General features: G+C 68.0%; 15 protein-coding genes. 5 read left to right on the forward strand and 10 right to left on the reverse strand.

Annotation, left to right across the window (positions count from 1 at the left end; translation table 11 throughout):
- Positions 1 to 33: 33 nt before the first annotated feature.
- From ACWEWT_RS09955 to ACWEWT_RS09985, 7 genes are all read right to left on the reverse strand, one after another.
- Positions 34 to 1179, reverse strand: a complete 1146-nt coding sequence (locus ACWEWT_RS09955; protein ID WP_452557941.1) for an acyl-CoA dehydrogenase family protein — start codon at positions 1177 to 1179, stop codon at positions 34 to 36.
- 172 nt (positions 1180 to 1351) lie between these two features.
- Positions 1352 to 2254, reverse strand: coding sequence for a lysophospholipid acyltransferase family protein (locus ACWEWT_RS09960; RefSeq protein ID WP_452557942.1), 903 nt, complete (start codon positions 2252 to 2254; stop codon positions 1352 to 1354).
- Positions 2255 to 2376: 122 nt separating this feature from the next.
- Positions 2377 to 3936, reverse strand: a complete 1560-nt coding sequence (gene hflX / locus ACWEWT_RS09965; RefSeq protein ID WP_452557943.1) for a GTPase HflX — start codon at positions 3934 to 3936, stop codon at positions 2377 to 2379.
- Between the two features lie 60 nt (positions 3937 to 3996).
- Positions 3997 to 4878 (reverse strand): diaminopimelate epimerase, encoded by an 882-nt coding sequence (gene dapF, locus ACWEWT_RS09970; RefSeq protein ID WP_452558094.1) that lies wholly within the window; start codon positions 4876 to 4878, stop codon positions 3997 to 3999.
- A gap of 89 nt (positions 4879 to 4967) precedes the next feature.
- Positions 4968 to 5801 carry a TrmH family RNA methyltransferase gene (locus ACWEWT_RS09975; protein ID WP_452557944.1) on the reverse strand — a complete coding sequence of 278 codons (834 nt, stop codon included), beginning with the start codon at positions 5799 to 5801 and terminating at the stop codon, positions 4968 to 4970.
- On the reverse strand, positions 5798 to 6781 hold the full coding sequence (miaA, locus tag ACWEWT_RS09980; protein ID WP_452557945.1) for a tRNA (adenosine(37)-N6)-dimethylallyltransferase MiaA: 984 nt from the start codon (positions 6779 to 6781) through the stop codon (positions 5798 to 5800). Before miaA ends, ACWEWT_RS09975 begins: the two co-directional genes overlap by 4 nt.
- Positions 6778 to 7575, reverse strand: a complete 798-nt coding sequence (locus tag ACWEWT_RS09985) for a hypothetical protein (RefSeq protein ID WP_452557946.1) — start codon at positions 7573 to 7575, stop codon at positions 6778 to 6780. The genes miaA and ACWEWT_RS09985 overlap by 4 nt, the downstream gene beginning before the upstream one ends.
- Positions 7576 to 7953: 378 nt before the next feature.
- Between ACWEWT_RS09985 and ACWEWT_RS09990 the strand changes: the two genes are divergently transcribed.
- Positions 7954 to 9342, forward strand: a complete 1389-nt coding sequence (locus ACWEWT_RS09990) for a DUF349 domain-containing protein (RefSeq protein WP_452557947.1) — start codon at positions 7954 to 7956, stop codon at positions 9340 to 9342.
- Positions 9343 to 9410: 68 nt separating this feature from the next.
- Here ACWEWT_RS09990 and ACWEWT_RS09995 read toward each other — a convergent pair whose 3' ends face one another.
- Both ACWEWT_RS09995 and miaB read right to left on the reverse strand, forming a co-directional pair.
- A complete protein-coding gene (locus tag ACWEWT_RS09995; RefSeq protein ID WP_452557948.1) occupies positions 9411 to 10133 on the reverse strand; it encodes an Rv2732c family membrane protein in 723 nt (240 codons plus the stop codon).
- Positions 10121 to 11674, reverse strand: coding sequence for a tRNA (N6-isopentenyl adenosine(37)-C2)-methylthiotransferase MiaB (miaB, locus tag ACWEWT_RS10000; protein WP_452557949.1), 1554 nt, complete (start codon positions 11672 to 11674; stop codon positions 10121 to 10123). Before miaB ends, ACWEWT_RS09995 begins: the two co-directional genes overlap by 13 nt.
- Positions 11675 to 12029: 355 nt before the next feature.
- On the opposite strand from miaB, the gene ACWEWT_RS10005 reads away from it, so the two are divergent.
- The 4 genes from ACWEWT_RS10005 to ACWEWT_RS10020 all read left to right on the forward strand — a co-directional run bounded on the left by ACWEWT_RS10005 (position 12030) and on the right by ACWEWT_RS10020 (position 15460).
- Positions 12030 to 12758 carry an amino acid ABC transporter ATP-binding protein gene (locus ACWEWT_RS10005; RefSeq protein ID WP_452558095.1) on the forward strand — a complete coding sequence of 243 codons (729 nt, stop codon included), beginning with the start codon at positions 12030 to 12032 and terminating at the stop codon, positions 12756 to 12758.
- 72 nt (positions 12759 to 12830) lie between these two features.
- Positions 12831 to 13670 (forward strand): glutamate ABC transporter substrate-binding protein, encoded by an 840-nt coding sequence (locus ACWEWT_RS10010; protein WP_452557950.1) that lies wholly within the window; start codon positions 12831 to 12833, stop codon positions 13668 to 13670.
- A gap of 84 nt (positions 13671 to 13754) precedes the next feature.
- Entirely contained in the window at positions 13755 to 14435 is a 681-nt protein-coding gene (locus ACWEWT_RS10015) for an amino acid ABC transporter permease (protein ID WP_452557951.1), read from the forward strand.
- A gap of 134 nt (positions 14436 to 14569) precedes the next feature.
- Entirely contained in the window at positions 14570 to 15460 is an 891-nt protein-coding gene (locus ACWEWT_RS10020) for an amino acid ABC transporter permease (RefSeq protein ID WP_452557952.1), read from the forward strand.
- A 165-nt stretch (positions 15461 to 15625) separates the two neighbouring features.
- On the opposite strand, the gene recX is transcribed toward ACWEWT_RS10020, so the two are convergent.
- Complete coding sequence (gene recX / locus ACWEWT_RS10025; protein ID WP_452558096.1) at positions 15626 to 16276, reverse strand: recombination regulator RecX; 651 nt, start codon at positions 16274 to 16276, stop codon at positions 15626 to 15628.
- Positions 16277 to 16335 lie beyond the last annotated feature (59 nt).

Raw genomic sequence — 16335 nt, forward strand, 5'->3', positions numbered from 1 at the left:
CTCGACGCGAACGATCCGGACGGATCGGCGCAATCAGGACAGCTTCAGGCTGCGCCCGATGATCTCCTTCATGATCTCGGTGGTGCCGCCGTAGATGGTCTGCACCCGGGCGTCCAGATATGCCTGGGCGATCGGGTACTCCCGCATGTACCCGTAACCACCGTGCAATTGCAGGCAGCGGTCGATCAGATCGACCTGCTCCTCGGTGCTCCACCACTTGGCCATGGCAGCATCCTCCGCCGAGAGAGTGCCCGCGTTGAGTTCGGTGATCGACCGGTCGACCAGTACCCGAACCGCGGTGGACTTGGTCGCCAGTTCGGCGAGCACGAACCGGGTGTTCTGCAGTGCGCCGATCGGCTTGCCGAAGGCCTTGCGGTCGCGGACGTACTGGCAGGTGTAGTCCAGGCAGGTCTCCATCGCCGCGGCGGCCATGACCGCGATCGACAGCCGTTCCTGCGGCAGGTTCTGCATGAGGTGGATGAAGCCCTTGCCCTCTTCGCCGAGCAGGTTGGCGGCGGGCACCCGGACATCGGTGAAGCTGAGTTCGGCGGTGTCCTGCGCCTTGAGACCGAGTTTGTCCAGGTTGCGGCCCCGTTCGAAACCGGGCATGCCCCGTTCCACCACCAGCAGGCTGAAGCCCAGGGCGCCCGCCGACGGATCGGTCTGGGCGACCACGATGACGATATCGGAGTTGATGCCGTTGGTGATGAAGGTCTTGGCACCGTTGAGGACCCAGTCGTCGCCGTCGCGGACCGCGCGGGTCTTGATGCCCTGCAGATCCGAACCGGTGCCGGGCTCGGTCATGGCGATGGCGGTGATGAGCTCGCCGGAACAGAACTTGGGCAGCCAGCGCTGCTTCTGCTCGTCGTTGGCCAGCTCCAGCAGATACGGCGCGATGACATCGTTGTGCAGGCCGAATCCGAGCCCGGAGTACTGGCCGCGTACCGACTCCTCGGTGATGATGGCGTTGTAGCGGAAATCCTTCACCCCGCCGCCGCCGTACTCCTCCGGCATCGCCATGCCCAGGAAGCCCTGCTTACCGGCCTCGAGCCAGACGGAGCGGTCCACGACGCCCTGTTCCGCCCACTGGTCGTGGAACGGCGCCACATGCATCTCGAGAAACTTGCGGTACGACTCCCGGAACAGCTCGTGCTCGGGCTCGAACAGTGTGCGCTCCACACCAACCTCCTAGTGAACACTCCCGACGGGACCGCACCGGCCCGTCGCTGTGATCCACCGTACCCGGAGTGCGAATCGTTGTTCACTTCACTGTCGGAATTCGCTGGTGTTCCGGCCCGCGGTCGAGCAATCGCGCAGCCTTGCCATTCACCGGCGACCGGTTCGGACGCGCTCAGACCGGCAGTAGTTCGCGTATCCGCCCGCCGAGCGTCCGGCCGCGGTCGACGTTCTGATGATCGAGCAGGAAGATCAGTTCTTCCCGGACTGCCTTCTGCACCACCAGCGACAGCTGGCCAGCGGCCTCGTCGATATCGCCGGTATCGCGCCAGGGGCCCGGATCGATCGGTGTACCCGCGGTGAAATAGAACCGCTCGGGCCGCGGTATCGGAGTGACCCCGATACCGCGCACCAGCGGCGGGGTCAGTTCGGTGTGGATGCCGAGCGCCTCGACCAGCAGACGCAACGGTCGCAGCATCCGATCGTCCTTGTCGGCGACGATGTCGTAGGCATCGTCGACACCGATCATCGCCACCGGCACGATCGGAACTCCGCATTCGATCGCCATTCGCGCGAATCCCGTACGGCCCTCCCAGCGCAGTGCGTACTTCTCGCCCTTGCGGCGGATCGCCTCCCGGCCACCGCCGGGGAAGACGAGTACCACCTCGCCCTGTTCGAGCAGGGCCCGGCAGTTGTCCCGGGTCCCGCGCACCGAACCGTAGTAGTGCAGCAGATGCCGCACGCCCGGTACCGAGATGAGCAGGTTCTCGGCGAGACCCCGGATCAATCGGCCCCGCGCTCGCAGCACCTCCGGCAGCAGCAGCGGTGCGTCGATCAGCCCGAGCAGATTGTGATTGGCGACCAGTAGCACCGGTCCTTCGGCCGGGATGTTCTCCAAGCCGAAAAAACGGGGACTGCTCCAGGCCCGCAACGGCGCCAGGGCAGCTTCGAGAACCCGGAGATCGGTCGCGCTCAGGGCGACCGAAGCCGGCGCGCCGTCGCTGAGCCCGCCCCGGTCCATCAGCGCCCTGCGCTGCCGGTCGTCGCCGCTGATAGCGGTGCGGCCAGTCTGTGACATAAACCCTCCTGAAGTCGACTCATACCGATTGTGAATCGACACGGACGGATATCCCACAGGGTTATGCGATGTCCCACATTTTTGCGACCAGAGTTAGCCGGGGCGACTTCCGCCGGTAATGCTCACGCCCGGCCCGCGCCCGCGTGGGCATAGCCGGAAAGGGCCGCCGCCAGCGAACTCGGTACGCGCGCTAGGACGCGGGTGCCGTTTTCGGTGTGCTCGGAATGCGAGATCCGGCCGTCGGCGTGGATTCTGGCGAGCAGATCGCCGCGAGTATACGGAAGCAGGACGCTCACTTCCACGTCCAGACCGCCGAGTACCTCGTCAAGCCTGGTACGCAACTGCTCGATACCGAGGTCCTTGTGCGCGGAGACGAACTCGGCACCGGGCAGCAGCGCCCGCAACCGGGTCAGCTCCACCGGATCGACCTCGTCGATCTTGTTGACCACCAGCAGTTCCGGCGGTGCGGGATGACCCGATTCCCGGATCACATCGGTGATGACCTCCCGGACCGCTTTGATCTGCTCGGCGGGCAACGCGTCGGAACCATCCACCACGTGCAGCAGCAGATCGGCGCCGGTGACCTCTTCCAACGTGGACCGGAAAGCCTCGACCAACTGGGTCGGCAGATGCCGGACGAAGCCGACGGTATCGGTGAACACGACCTCGCGGCCGTCCTCCAGCTCGGCCCGCCGGGTGGTCGGGTCCAGGGTCGCGAACAGCGCGTCCTGGACCAGCACACCCGAACCGGTGAGCACGTTCATCAGGCTGGATTTCCCGGCATTCGTGTAGCCCACGATCGCCACCGACGGCACGCCGCTGGAGGTACGGCGCGCGCGTTTGGTATCGCGGGCCGTCTTCATCTCGCGAATCTCCCGGCGGAGTTTTGCCATCCGCTCCCGGATCCGCCGCCGATCGGTTTCGATCTTGGTCTCACCGGGGCCACGCAGACCCACCCCGCCGTTGCTACCGGCCCGGCCACCCGCCTGCCGCGACATCGACTCACCCCAGCCGCGCAGCCGCGGCAGCATGTACTCCATCTGGGCGAGCGCGACCTGTGCCTTACCTTCGCGGGAGGTCGCGTGCTGGGCGAAGATATCCAGGATCAGAGCGGTCCGATCGACCACCTTGACCTTGACCACCTTCTCCAGCGCGGTCAGCTGGGCCGGGGTCAGTTCACCGTCGCAGATCACTGTGTCCGCGCCGGTCGCCAGTACCACCGCCCGCAGTTCCTCGGCCTTGCCGGAGCCGATATAGGTCGCCGGGTCCGGCCGGTCGCGGCGCTGGATCAGCGCTTCGAGTACCTCCGAACCCGCGGTTTCGGCGAGCCGGGCCAGTTCGGCCATACTCGCTTCGGCCCGCGCCACACTGCCCTCGGTCCACACCCCGACCAGCACGACCCGTTCCAGTCGCAGCTGCCGGTACTCGACCTCGGTGATATCGGTGAGCTCGGTGGACAGACCGGCGATACGGCGTAGCGCACTGCGTTCGTCGAGTTGGAGTTCACCGGTGGTGGGGTCGGTGGACCAGCCGCCACGCCGGAAGCTCGGCCCGGATCCGTTCGCGCCGCGCGCGCCCGAGTCGGTATCGTCGACGGTTGCGACCGGATCCGTCTCCGTCGATTCCGCGTCGAACGATTCAGGGGACCGATCCGTGGTCCCGAAAACATCAGAGTTTCTCATACACCGTCCATGCTGCCACTGATGCGCTGGTCGGCGCATATGATTTTCCGAGCGCGGCCGCTACTGCGCATCCCACCACTGCGCGGCGAGCCGGCCGGAGGCGAGCAGTTCCGACGGCCCCCGCAACCACGCCGACCCCGCGCCGACCCCGACCCGCACTTCGCCACCGGGGACCCGGACGCCCACCTCACCGGTCCCGCCCGCCAGATCGAAACCATCGGCCGCCAGCGCCGCGGCCGCCGCGGCCACTGTTCCGGTGCCGCAGGAGCGGGTTTCGCCGACACCGCGTTCGTAGACCCGCATATCGACCCACCCGTCCGCGTCCAGACCGGTCAGGATCTCGATGTTCACGCCCCGGGGGAACATATCCGGGTCATATCCCGGAGGTGCAGTGAGATCGAGTTCGGCCAGCGTATCGGCCGATAAGCCGCCGGCCACGCAGGCCAGATGGGGATTGCCGACATCGATTCCCAGACCGGGGTATCCCCAGCCGGCCACAGTGGCGGTCGAGGCGCCCAGCACCCGGACCCGTCCCATATCGACGGTCACCTCCCCGGCGACCTCCCCGGCCGAGTGCACGACTACCGGGCGTGCGCCCGCTCGGCTGCCCACGACGAACCGGTTGCCGTCGGCCATACCGCGCGCCACCAGATAGTGCGCGAAAACGCGTACGCCGTTCCCGCACATCTCAGCGACCGAACCGTCGGCGTTGCGGTAATCCATGAACCAATCGCGCGCGTCCACTCCCTCGGGGTACGCGTCGAGGACACCGGCGGCGAGCAGTTCACCGGCCCGCGCGACCCGCAGCACTCCGTCGGCGCCGAGTCCCCGGCGCCGATCGCACAGGGCGGCCACCCGGGAGACGGTCAAGTCGAGCCGCACCTCGGGATCGGGCAGCACCACGAAATCGTTCTGGGTGCCGTGCCCCTTGGTGAACTCCACATCCTTGTCGTGCGAGCTCAGCGACTGATCGGTGCTGTCGTCCACGTCGGTTCCGGTCTCCTCGTCATCTGTTCTCAGCTCATCCGTTCTCACCGGGCAAACGTCCGGCGCTGCCGGGAAATTTCGTACAGGGCCACCGCCGCGGCGGACGGGGCTCCCAGCGAGCTGGCGCTCCCACCCATCGGGATGGTGACCGTCCGGTCGCAGGCCGCGAGCCAGGCGGCGCTCATACCGGTGGTCTCGTTACCGACCACCAGGATCGTCGCGTCGGCCAGATCCTCGTCGAAGATCGCGCGCTCACCGTTCTCGTCGGTACCCACGATCCGGGTGGGCACACCGCGCTCGATCTGCCGGTCCCGGAACTGCGCCACCTCAGTGGTGCCGGAAACCCGGAACACCGGGACCGAGAACAACGAGCCGGTGGCGGCCCGGACACAGCGCGGGTCGTACTGGTCGGCGCCGTGGCCCGACACGATCACCGCCGCGGCCCCGAACGCGTCCGCCGATCTGATCAACGTGCCGAGGTTCCCGGGTGAATTCGGCCGATCGAAAACGACCACCACCGGGGCCTCGCCCGGCTCCCCGAGCTCGTAACCAGCCAGCTCGCCGCGCGCGTACTCGGCGACCGCCACCAGTTCGGGCGGACCGCCGGTCTTCTCTCCCAGATCTGCCATAAGTTCGGGCGACAACCCGACAGCGGGGACCGTGCTGGAATCGAGGATCTCCCGCGCCCACGCGGACAGCCCCGGATCACCCAGCCGGTACAGCAGGGTCTCCAACGGCCAATCGTGCGCGAGCGCCTGGGTGATCGGCCGGACTCCGTGCACCAGGAAGCGGCGGTCCCGATTGCGTTTGGCGCGATTGTCCAGATAGGCCGTCCACACCTGAACGGCGGCGTTGCGGCGGTGGATCTGCCGGGTCACGAGCGGGTTCGCTCCTCGGGTAGACGGTCGGATGCCCGGGCATCGGGCGGCGGTGAATCGGGCACCCCAGAGTCTGCCAGCAGCGACAGAGCGGTCTCGGCCGAGGACGGATCGGCACCGTCCACCCAGCGCACCCGGCGGTCGCGCCGGAACCACGACCGTTGCCGCCGGACATATCGACGAGTCCCGATGAAGGTGCGCTCCTGGGCCTGCGCCAAGTCGTATTCGCCGTCGAAGTACGCCAGCACCTGGGCATACCCGATGGCCCGGCGTGCGGTCTGCCCCTCGCGGAGTCCCCGGTCGGCCAATGCGCGCACTTCCGCGAGCAGACCCTGTTCGAACATCGCCGCGGTGCGGCGGGCGATCCGTTCGTCGAGTTCGGCGGTATCGCGATCCACCCCGAGGATCCGGGTCCCCCACCGCGGTGCGCCGATCACCGGCGCGGAGGCGGCGAACGGCCGCCCGGTGAGTTCGACGACTTCGAGGGCTCGCACCATACGGCGTCCGTCGGTGGGCAGGATGGTCGCGGCGGCGGCCGGATCGGCCCGGCGCAGGGCCGTATGCACGGCGGTCACCCCCTGCTCGGCGAGCAGCTCCTCCCATTTCGCCCGGACCGCGGGATCGGTGGCCGGGAATTCCCACTGGTCGAGCAGCGCCTGGATGTACATCATCGAACCGCCGACCACCACCGGCACCCGGCCACGGGCCCTGATCGCCTCGATATCGGCGGCCGCGGCGACCTGATAGGCCGCCACCGTCGCCGTCTCGGTGATATCGAGTACGTCGAGCTGATGGTGCGCGATCCCCCGCCGCTGCGCGGCCGGCAACTTGGCGGTGCCGATATCCATACCGCGGTACAGCTGCATCGCGTCGATATTGACGATCTCCCCGCCCAGTCTCTCGGCCAGGTCGAGGGCCAGATCCGATTTACCGGTGGCGGTCGGTCCGACCACCGCGACCGGGCGCGGGTCCCCGCTCATCGGGCCGGGCCGGCCGGTCGCCACAATCCGGCGGACCAGCCCACTCCGAAGGGCGCACCCCGGTACCGCTCGGTCGCCACCGGCGGTGCGGAGTCCGCGGCGAAGAGTCCGGCCAGCGCCTGGTACGCGGCCCGGCCGGAGACCATCAGATCGGCACACAGAGCCTGGTCCAGCGCCAGCAGTGCCTCGGTATCACCGGTGGCGATCGCGCGGTCGAGCACCGTCTGTACGGTCGCCGACCGTTCGTCGAAATAGCCGGGCGCCGCGGTCGACAGGGTCGCGGCGCCGTCGGCGACCACCAGCACCCCGTGTGGTTCGCGCTCGGCGTCCAGCTCGGCACGCAGTTTCGCGCCGATCTCCGCGCATTTCCGCGCCGAGGTGTCAGCGGCGAGCACCCGTGCCCGCGCCGAGACGTGCGGCGCCACCGCCGCGCGCAACCACCCGGCGACGAGGACCGCCAACGGCAGATCCGGGTCGGGGTCCGCGGAACGCTCGGCCGCGGGCCCACCCAGATTCACCCGCACATCGACGCCGAATCCGCGGAAGGTGCCCGCCGTATCGGCGTCGTAGGACCGCTCGGCCGCTCCTACTCCGAGCACGGTCCAGTGTGGCGTCGCCTCGGCCAGCGCCGCACCGGCCGCGAGGACCTCCCCACGGAGCTCGATCACCGCACTCTCCGGGGTCTGCGCCGCACCCGGCTCGGGAGCGGAGCCCACGCCGGCCGCGGGCGCGCCACCACAGAGCGCGGGGACCAGGACGGGCGGCGAAGGGATCACAGCCGCTAGACAGAACACGCCGTCAACCGTAGCCCGTACCCGCCGACCAGCGACGGGGCCGGTTCGCCCACCCGCAAACAGTACGAGTGTCTCTCCCGGAAACCGGGTGGCAATTGCTAGGGTGCGAAGTATCCGGACCAGGTCCGACAGGTCCGGATCCGCAGGTCCGGCTCTGTGCCGCTACTGCCGGCGGTGTGGTTTGCGGGAGCGCGGCCGGGTTGAATGGGGAGAGCGTGTGACGGCACGGCCGACGCATGCACGACACGTCGACCCCGGTACGGCCCAGACGGGCAGACGTAGCCAGAATGAACGGGCGTAGCCAGAATGAGCAGAGCATAGCCAGAATGCGCAGCGCGTAAACCAGGCAGCCGTGACGCGCGGCAGGGACGAGGAGCAATGACCCACAGCAACGGAACCGCCAAACCCGGCCCGGGCAAACCCGGTCGCCCCTCCAGCGCTCCCAAACCCGGCAACCGTCCCAAACCCGGCGAGGTGCACCCCACCCCGGCCGCGATGAAATCGGCCGGGGCCGCCACCGAACATCCACATCCGGTGGTCGTGCCGAGTGCCACCGACCCGAGCCGCTGGGGCCGCGTCGACGAGGACGGCACCGCCTGGGTCAGAACCGCCGAGGGCGAAAGAATCGTCGGGTCCTGGCAGGCCGGGGATGCCGCCGAGGGCCTCGCGCATTTCGGGCGCCGCTTCGACGACCTGGCCACCGAGGTGGCCCTGCTGGAGGCCCGGCTCGCCGCCGGTACCGATGCCCGCAAGACCAAGGCCGCCGCCCTCGCCCTCGCCGAAACGCTGCCCACGGCCGCGGTCATCGGCGATATCGAGGGTCTGGCCGCTCGGCTGGGCGCGATCGCCGAACATTCCGACGAGGCCGCCGCCCAGGCCAAGGAGGAGAAGGAACGCACCCGGCACGAACACACCGAGCGCAAGGAAGCGCTCGCCGCCGAAGCCGAGCAGATCGCTGCCGAATCCACCCAGTGGAAGGCCGCCGGCGACCGGTTGCGCGAGATCCTGGACGAGTGGAAGACCATCCGGGGCGTCGATCGTAAGGTCGACGATGCCCTCTGGCGCCGGTACTCGAAGGCCAGGGAGGCCTTCAACCGCCGCCGGGGCGCGCATTTCGCCGAGCTCGACCGGGAGCGGGCCGCCGCCAAGACCCGGAAGGAAGAACTCTGCGTCCAGGCCGAGGAGTTGTCCGGCTCCACCGATTGGCCGGCCACCGCGGCGATCTTCCGGGAACTGCTGGTCGAATGGAAGAACGCGGGCCGGGCTCCCCGGGAAGCCGACGAAGCACTGTGGCGCCGGTTCAAGAGTGCCCAGGATGTCTTCTTCGCCGCACGCAATGCGGCAGCCGATGAACGCGACGCCGAGTTCGCCGACAACGCGGTCGCCAAAGAAGAACTGCTGAGCCGTTATGAACCGGCCATCGACCCCGATACCGATCTCGAGGGCGCCCGGGCCGCACTGCGCGACCTGCAGGAGCGCTGGGACGCTGTCGGCAAGGTACCTCGCGATCGGATGCACGACCTAGAGGGCCGGTTGCGCGCGCTGGAGAAGCGAGTCCGCCAGGCCGCCGATGCCCAGTGGCGCCGGACCGACCCGGAGGCCCTGGCCCGGGCTGCCCAGTTCCGCGAACGCGTGGCCCAGTTCGAGGAACAGGCCGCGAAAGCCACGGCAGCCGGGAAGACCCGGGATGCGGAGAAGGCTCTCGCGCAGGCACAGCAGTGGCGGGAGTGGGCCGAGGCGGCGGAGGGCGCGGTCAGCAACCTCTGATCGGCCGCACGATCAGCGATCCGTCCGCCGCGCCGTACCGGCCGCGGCGGACGGGCCCGTTTCCGGGCTCAATCCTTGCCGAATCGTTCGCGCCGCTGCCGCTCCTCCTCGCGGGTCGCGGCGATCCGCCGCTGTTCCTCGGCCGCCAGCTGCAGTGCGGTACGACTCCAGACGACTTTCACCCAGTGGAAGGTCAGCACCATGATCGCGAGCGTGCCCACCACCAGGCCGATTCCCGGCCCGGCGCCGATGTAGTTGTTCAGGCCCGGGGTCTGCCGGTGCCAGATCGAGAACACGCCGAACGCGCTGGCGATCGCCGATCCGGCCACCGCGATCCACGCCAGTACCCAGCGCCGGGTCATCAGGGCCAGCAGCGAGAACCCGATCCCGAAGATCAGCACGAACCAGACGAAGATCCGCGACGGCAACCCGATGTGTTCGGCGGTGGCGGCCTCCGACCCGAGCAGCACATCGAAACCACGCGCGCCACCGGCATGCGGCAGCACCAGCGACAGGAGCAGGACGAATACCGCGCCGGCCACCACCATGGCCCGTACGCCGGGGTCGATCTCACCCGCGATCCGGCGTTCCACCGAATCGAGATCCTCCCGGAATTCTTCGAACTGCTCGGTTTCGGCCGGATTCACTTCGCCCTCGTTTCCCTCGCCTGATCCGTCTCGCGCGGCCGGAGTGCCCGGTGTCGCGCCTGTCGGCGGTACCGCGTCCCGGCCGGTCTCCGGCGAGCGGCCCTCGTCGTCACGTTCGTCGCCGGTCCCGGTCATATCCCGCATCCGGAAGAACAACCCGAGGCGACCGGCTCCGGGGCGGGCGCACCGATCCGGGGCAGTCCCAGCCCGACCCCGACGGGAGCGGTCTTCGGCGTGGTCCCGGCCTCGTGCGCGTCACCGGCCCGGGTCCGGCGATGGTCCAGGATTCCCGCATCCGCCACCAGATGGTGTGGCGCCGCACCCGTCACCTCGACGGTGACCAGATCACCCGGGCGAATCCGCGCGGGGGCTCCGTCGGGCCGGAAATGCACCAGCCGCCCATCCCGTGCCCGCCCGCTCATCCGGGCGGTCGCGGCGTTCTTCTTACCCGCGCCGTCGGCCACCAGCAGTTCGACCCGGGTGCCGACCAATGCGTGGTTGGCGTCCAGGCAGACCTGTTCCTGCAGTGCGATGAGCCGGTCGTAGCGCTCCTGCACGACCTTCTTGGGCACCTGATCCGCCATCTCGGCGGCCGGGGTGCCCGGCCGTGGCGAGTATTGGAAGGTGTACGCGCTCGTGAAACGGGCCCGGCGCACCACCTCGAGGGTCTGCTGGAAATCCTCCTCGGTCTCCCCCGGGAAACCGACGATGATGTCGGTGGTGATCGCGGCATGTGGCATCGCCGCCCGGACCTTCTCGATGATCCCGAGGTAGCGCGCCTGCCGGTAGGACCGTCGCATGGCTTTCAGGACGCGATCCGACCCCGACTGCAGCGGCATATGCAGCTGCGGGCAGACGTTCGGCGTCTCGGCCATCGCCTCGATGACATCGTCGGTGAACTCGGCCGGATGCGGGGAGGTGAAGCGCACGCGCTCCAGGCCCTCGATGCCACCGCAGGCCCGCAACAGTTTCGCGAAGGCGCCCCGGTCACGCGGTTGCTCGGGGTCGGCGAAAGAGGCGCCGTAGGCATTGACGTTCTGCCCGAGCAGCGTCACCTCCAGCACGCCCTGGTCCACGAGGGCCTGCACTTCGGCCAGGATGTCCCCGGGACGCCGATCCACCTCTTTACCGCGTAGCGCGGGCACGATGCAGAAGGTGCAGGTGTTGTTGCAGCCGACCGAGATCGATACCCAGCCCGCATAGGCCGATTCCCGCCGGGCCGGCAGGGTCGAGGGAAACGCCTCGAGCGATTCCAGGATCTCGACCTGGGCCTCGTCGTTGTGCCGGGCGCGTTCCAGCAGCACCGGGAGCGAGCCGATGTTGTGGGTGCCGAACACGACGTCCACCCAGGGCGCCCGGCTCAGCACCGAATCGCGATCCTTCTGCGCCAGGCAGCCTCCGACAGCGATCTGCATACCGGGCCGCGACGCCTTGACCGGCGCGAGATGGCCGAGTGTGCCGTACAGCTTGTTGTCCGCGTTCTCCCGCACCGCGCAGGTGTTGAAGACCACCAGGTCGGCCGTCGCGCCGGGCGCGGCCTTCCGGTAGCCCGCATCCTCGAGCAGGCCGGACAAGCGTTCGGAATCGTGCACGTTCATCTGGCAGCCGAAGGTGCGGACCTCGTAACTACGCGCGCTCGCCGGCTCGATCCCGGTGGGGAGCGCTACCTGTCCGATCGAATCCACGGGTCCAGGGTACGGGCCGGGGTCCCGGCGTTATCCAGCAGATCCGCGCCGCCGGCCGCGGTAGCCGCGCCGAGGCACATACCGGCCGGGTCGGCCGCGTGGCCCAGCCCACATCTGCTGCGCCGGGCCGGGAATTCGGCGGCGCCCTTCCACAGGGTCCCCGGTAGGCAAATCCCGGACGAGCGAACGGATTACAGCGGATTACCATCGGGTTAAACCCGAATTTCGGCTCGGTGTGCCGCCGGGGTGTGTCGCCGAAAGGCGCGCAAAACAGAAATTTCGGCTTAAGGTCAGTTCCATGACCGACACCGACGCCGACGTGCCCGGGGCGGCCGGCGACACCACCGCTCCGCCCATGATCACCCTACGCGCCGTCGACAAGCACTTCGGTGCTCTGCACGTGCTGCGCGATATCAACCTCGAGGTGCCCCGCGGGCAGGTCGTGATCGTGCTCGGGCCGTCGGGCTCCGGGAAGTCGACACTCTGCCGCACCATCAACCGGCTCGAGCCGATCGATTCCGGCGAGATCAGCGTCGACGGGGTGCCGTTGCCCGCCGAGGGTCGCGCCCTCGCCGCGCTCCGCGCCGATGTCGGCATGGTCTTCCAGTCGTTCAACCTCTTCGCGCACAAGACGATCGTGGAGAACGTCATGCTCGCGCCGTTGAAGGTCCGCGGGACCAAGAAGGACGAGGCCCGCCGCCACGCCATGGAGCTGCTGGAACGGGTCGGGATCGCCAACCAGGCCGATAAGTACCCCGCCCAGCTCTCCGGCGGTCAGCAGCAACGCGTGGCCATCGCCCGGGCCCTGGCCATGAGCCCCAAGGTCATGCTGTTCGACGAGCCGACCTCGGCCCTGGATCCGGAAATGGTCAACGAAGTCCTCGACGTGATGGTCTCGCTGGCCAAAGAGGGGATGACCATGCTGGTGGTCACCCACGAGATGGGCTTCGCCCGCCGCGCCGGCGACCGGGTGTTGTTCATGGCCGACGGCCAGGTGGTCGAGGACACCGATCCGGAGACATTCTTCAGCGCACCGAAGTCCGATCGTGCCAAGGACTTCCTGGGCAAGATTCTCAGTCACTGAATCTGTCCGGCGGATAGACACGGCACATACTCGAGGGCATCGCGCCGTCGAGGAGATGAGGGAAGGAAACCGATGAGGATCAACCGAGCACTCCGCGTCGCGGTCGGCGCGGTCGCGGTGGCCGTCACCGCAGCCACCACTGCGGCCTGCGGCGGCGGTAGCGATAAGACCGCGCTGGAGAACGCCCAGGAAGGCGAGCTCACCATCGGCATCAAATACGATCAGCCCGGCCTCGGCCTGCGTAATACCGACGGGACCTACAGTGGCTTCGATGTCGAGGTGGCCAAGTACGTGGCCTCCAAGCTCGGCGTCCAGCCGGATGGCATCACCTTCAAGGAAGCCCCGTCCGCGCAACGCGAAACCCTGATCGAGAACGGGCAGGTGGATTTCGTCGTCGCCACCTATTCGATCACCGACGCGCGCAAGGAGAAGGTCGATTTCGCCGGCCCCTACTATGTCGCGGGGCAGAGCCTGCTGGTGCGAGCCGACAACAACGAGGTCACCGGTCCGGAGAGCCTCAAAGGTAAAACGGTGTGCTCGGTGACCGGCTCCACGCCCGCCCAGAACATCCAGAAGAAGTACCCCGACACCCAGCTGCAGACCTACGACACGTACTCGCTGTGCCTCGAAGGTCTCAACAGCGGTGCCGTCGCGGCGGTGACCACCGACGACATCATCCTGGCCGGTTACGCATCGCAGTCGCCGGGCAAGTACAAGGTCGTCGGCGAGAAGTTCACCACGGAGAACTACGGGATCGGCCTGAAGAAGGGCGATCAGGACACCCGTAACAAGATCAACGACGCGATCGAGGAAATGATCAGCTCGGGCGCCTGGGACACCGCGTTCCAGGAGACGGTCGGTAAGGCCGCGAGCTACGAAACCCCGCAGGCCCCGCAGGTGGACCGGTACTGACCACCGCGTCGGCGGGCCGGGTCGCATTCGCGACCCGGCCCGCCGATCCCGGCCCATCCCGCCGATCGGAGGCGCGCAACCACCGTGTTCGATTTGATCTCGGAATACGACACCCAGCTGCTCGAAGCATTCTGGATGACCATAAAACTCACCCTGCTCTCGGCCGTGGGTTCCCTGGTGCTGGGCACCGTCGTCGCCGGAATGCGGGTATCGCCGGTCCCCGTGGCCCGCTGGGTCGGCACGGCCTACGTGACCGTGTTCCGTAACACCCCGCTCACCCTCATCCTGGTGTTCTGTTCGCTGGGTCTCTACTCCACGCTCGGGATGAACCTGGCCTCCGAGGGCCCCACCTCGCTGGCCGACAACAATTTCCGCTGGGCGGTCATCGGCCTGAGTGTCTACACCGCGGCATTCGTCTGTGAATCGCTGCGGGCCGGTATCAACACCGTGCCGATGGGCCAGTCCGAAGCCGGACGCTCGCTGGGCCTGGGCTTTCTGCAGAACCTGCGGATCATCGTCCTGCCGCAGGCGTTCCGTTCGGTGATCGCCCCACTGGGCAGTGTCTTCATCGCGCTGACCAAGAACACCACGGTCGCCTCGGCGATCAGTGTCGCCGAGGCATCGTTCCTGATGAAGAACATGATCGAGACCGAGGCGGCGCTGCTGGCGATCGGCCTCATCTTCACGCTCGGTTTCGTGATCCTGACGCTGCCCGCCGGTCTGCTCTTCGGATATCTCGCCAAACGATTCGAGGTGGCCCGCTGATGCAGTCCCTCCGCCTTCGCTCCGGGCCCCGCGGAACACATGCAACCGATTCGTGGGAGGCATGCTGATGCGATCCCTTCGCCTTCGCTCCGGCCTCCGCGGGCCGCGTCGATTTGCTTCGTGGGAGGTTTGATATGCGGGAGGCATCTGTTCTCTACGACGCGCCGGGTCCTGCCGCGCGCGTCCGCAATATCGTGTATTCGGTAGTCGTATTCGCGGTCGTCATCGCCGCGGGCTGGTTCGTCTACCGCGGCTTCGCCGATAAAGGGCAGTTCACGGCCGAGAAATGGGAACCGTTCCTGGACGGGGCGGTGTGGAGCACCTATATCCTGCCCGGCCTGCGTGGCACCGTGGTGGCGGCCTTGCTCTCCATCGTGTTCGCGCTGGTGATCGGTATGGTCTTCGGTATCGCCCGGCTCTCGGACCATCGCTGGGTGCGCTGGACCGCGGGCACGATCGTCGAGATCGCCCGCGCCGTACCGGTGCTGATCCTGATGATCTTCCTGTTCGCCCTGTACTCCGAATACGACCTCTTCGAATCCGAGTACCTGGCGCTCGGCGCCGTGGTGACGGCGCTGACCATCTACAACGGATCGGTGATCGCCGAGATCGTGCGCGCCGGAATCCTGTCGCTACCCAAGGGACAGACCGAGGCCGGTGTGGCGCTCGGCCTGCGCAAGGGTCAGTTGATGCGGCTCATCCTGCTCCCGCAGGCCATCACCGCCATGCTGCCGGCACTGATCTCCCAGATGGTGGTCGCGCTGAAGGATTCGGCACTGGGCTACGTGATCACCTATGAGGAGGTCGTCCGCAGTGCCCAGCAGCTCGGGGCCGCGGAATCCAATACGATTCCCGCGCTCATCGTGGTCGCCATCATCATGATCGTGCTGAATGTGCTGCTCTCCACGGTCGCCACGGGTGTGGAGAAGCGCCTGCGGGGCGGCCGCCGCAAACGTGGCGGCGCTGTCGTCGCCGCTGATTCGGTGATCGGGGACGCGGTCCCCGGAGTGGATATCACCAAATAATCCGATCCGCTGTGCCCGGCCTCGTACGGTCGGGCACAGCGGACACGGCGCCTATCCGGTCGAACCCGAATCGACCGGGATATCGCCGCCGAGCGACTGGCGCGCTGTATCGATCCGGATACCGATCCGTGGTGGTGCCGAGTTACGTGCGCTGTCGATACGGTGTCAATCCGGCGGAGCGTCTTCGTCACCGGACTCGGACCCGTCCCATTCGGCTTTCACCACCGCGTACGCCACGGAATGCCCGTAACCGCGGCGGGCCAGCATCCCGACCAGCCGTCGGATCGCCTTCTCCCGGTCCAGCCCGGCGGGCAGGCTCCGCAGTTTGCGGCGCACCAGCTCGGTGGCGCGCTCGTATTCGTCATCGGGCGTGACGGTCTCCAGCGCTGCGGCCGAATCCTCCTGTGACACCCCTTTGCGCCGCAGTTCCTGCTCCAGGGCGCGGCGGCCCTTACCCGAGAAACCGTGCCGCTGCCGCACCCATTGCCGCGCGAAATCGGCATCATCGATCAATCCGACCTCGGCCAGCCGCTCGAGCACCTGCTCGGTCACCTCGGGTGAGTAGTCCTTGGCCGACAGCCGCTGTGCGAGTTCCGCCCGGCTACGCGCACGTACCGCCAGTAATCGCAGACATGCCTCTTTGGCCTGTTCGATACCGCTCTCGGAACCACCACCGCCGGGTTCGCGAGAACCGCTTCGGCGACCGGGCGGCCCGCCACCCGGCGATCCGAGATCGGCCGGACGAGCCCGCTGCGGATCGGGCTCGTCCGGCCGTGAGCTCCGGGCGGAACCGGGGGCTGCGCCACCCGCCGCCAGGAGTTCGTCGAGTCGGCGCCGCACCTGCGCCACCGGATCGGTGGTCTCGGTATGCGCCC

This window comes from Nocardia sp. NPDC003963 (assembly GCF_053605105.1).

Excerpts from the sequence above, each read along its gene's own strand:
- miaA (WP_452557945.1), bottom strand. The coding sequence starts at position 6,781 with ATGAGCGGGGACCCGCGCCCGGTCGCGGTGGTCGGACCGACCGCCACC.
- ACWEWT_RS10005 (WP_452558095.1), top strand. The coding sequence starts at position 12,030 with ATGATCACCCTACGCGCCGTCGACAAGCACTTCGGTGCTCTGCACGTG.
- ACWEWT_RS10020 (WP_452557952.1), top strand. The coding sequence starts at position 14,570 with ATGCGGGAGGCATCTGTTCTCTACGACGCGCCGGGTCCTGCCGCGCGC.
- hflX (WP_452557943.1), bottom strand. The coding sequence starts at position 3,936 with ATGAGAAACTCTGATGTTTTCGGGACCACGGATCGGTCCCCTGAATCG.
- ACWEWT_RS09995 (WP_452557948.1), bottom strand. The coding sequence starts at position 10,133 with ATGCGGGATATGACCGGGACCGGCGACGAACGTGACGACGAGGGCCGC.
- ACWEWT_RS09960 (WP_452557942.1), bottom strand. The coding sequence starts at position 2,254 with ATGTCACAGACTGGCCGCACCGCTATCAGCGGCGACGACCGGCAGCGC.
- ACWEWT_RS10010 (WP_452557950.1), top strand. The coding sequence starts at position 12,831 with ATGAGGATCAACCGAGCACTCCGCGTCGCGGTCGGCGCGGTCGCGGTG.
- ACWEWT_RS09990 (WP_452557947.1), top strand. The coding sequence starts at position 7,954 with ATGACCCACAGCAACGGAACCGCCAAACCCGGCCCGGGCAAACCCGGT.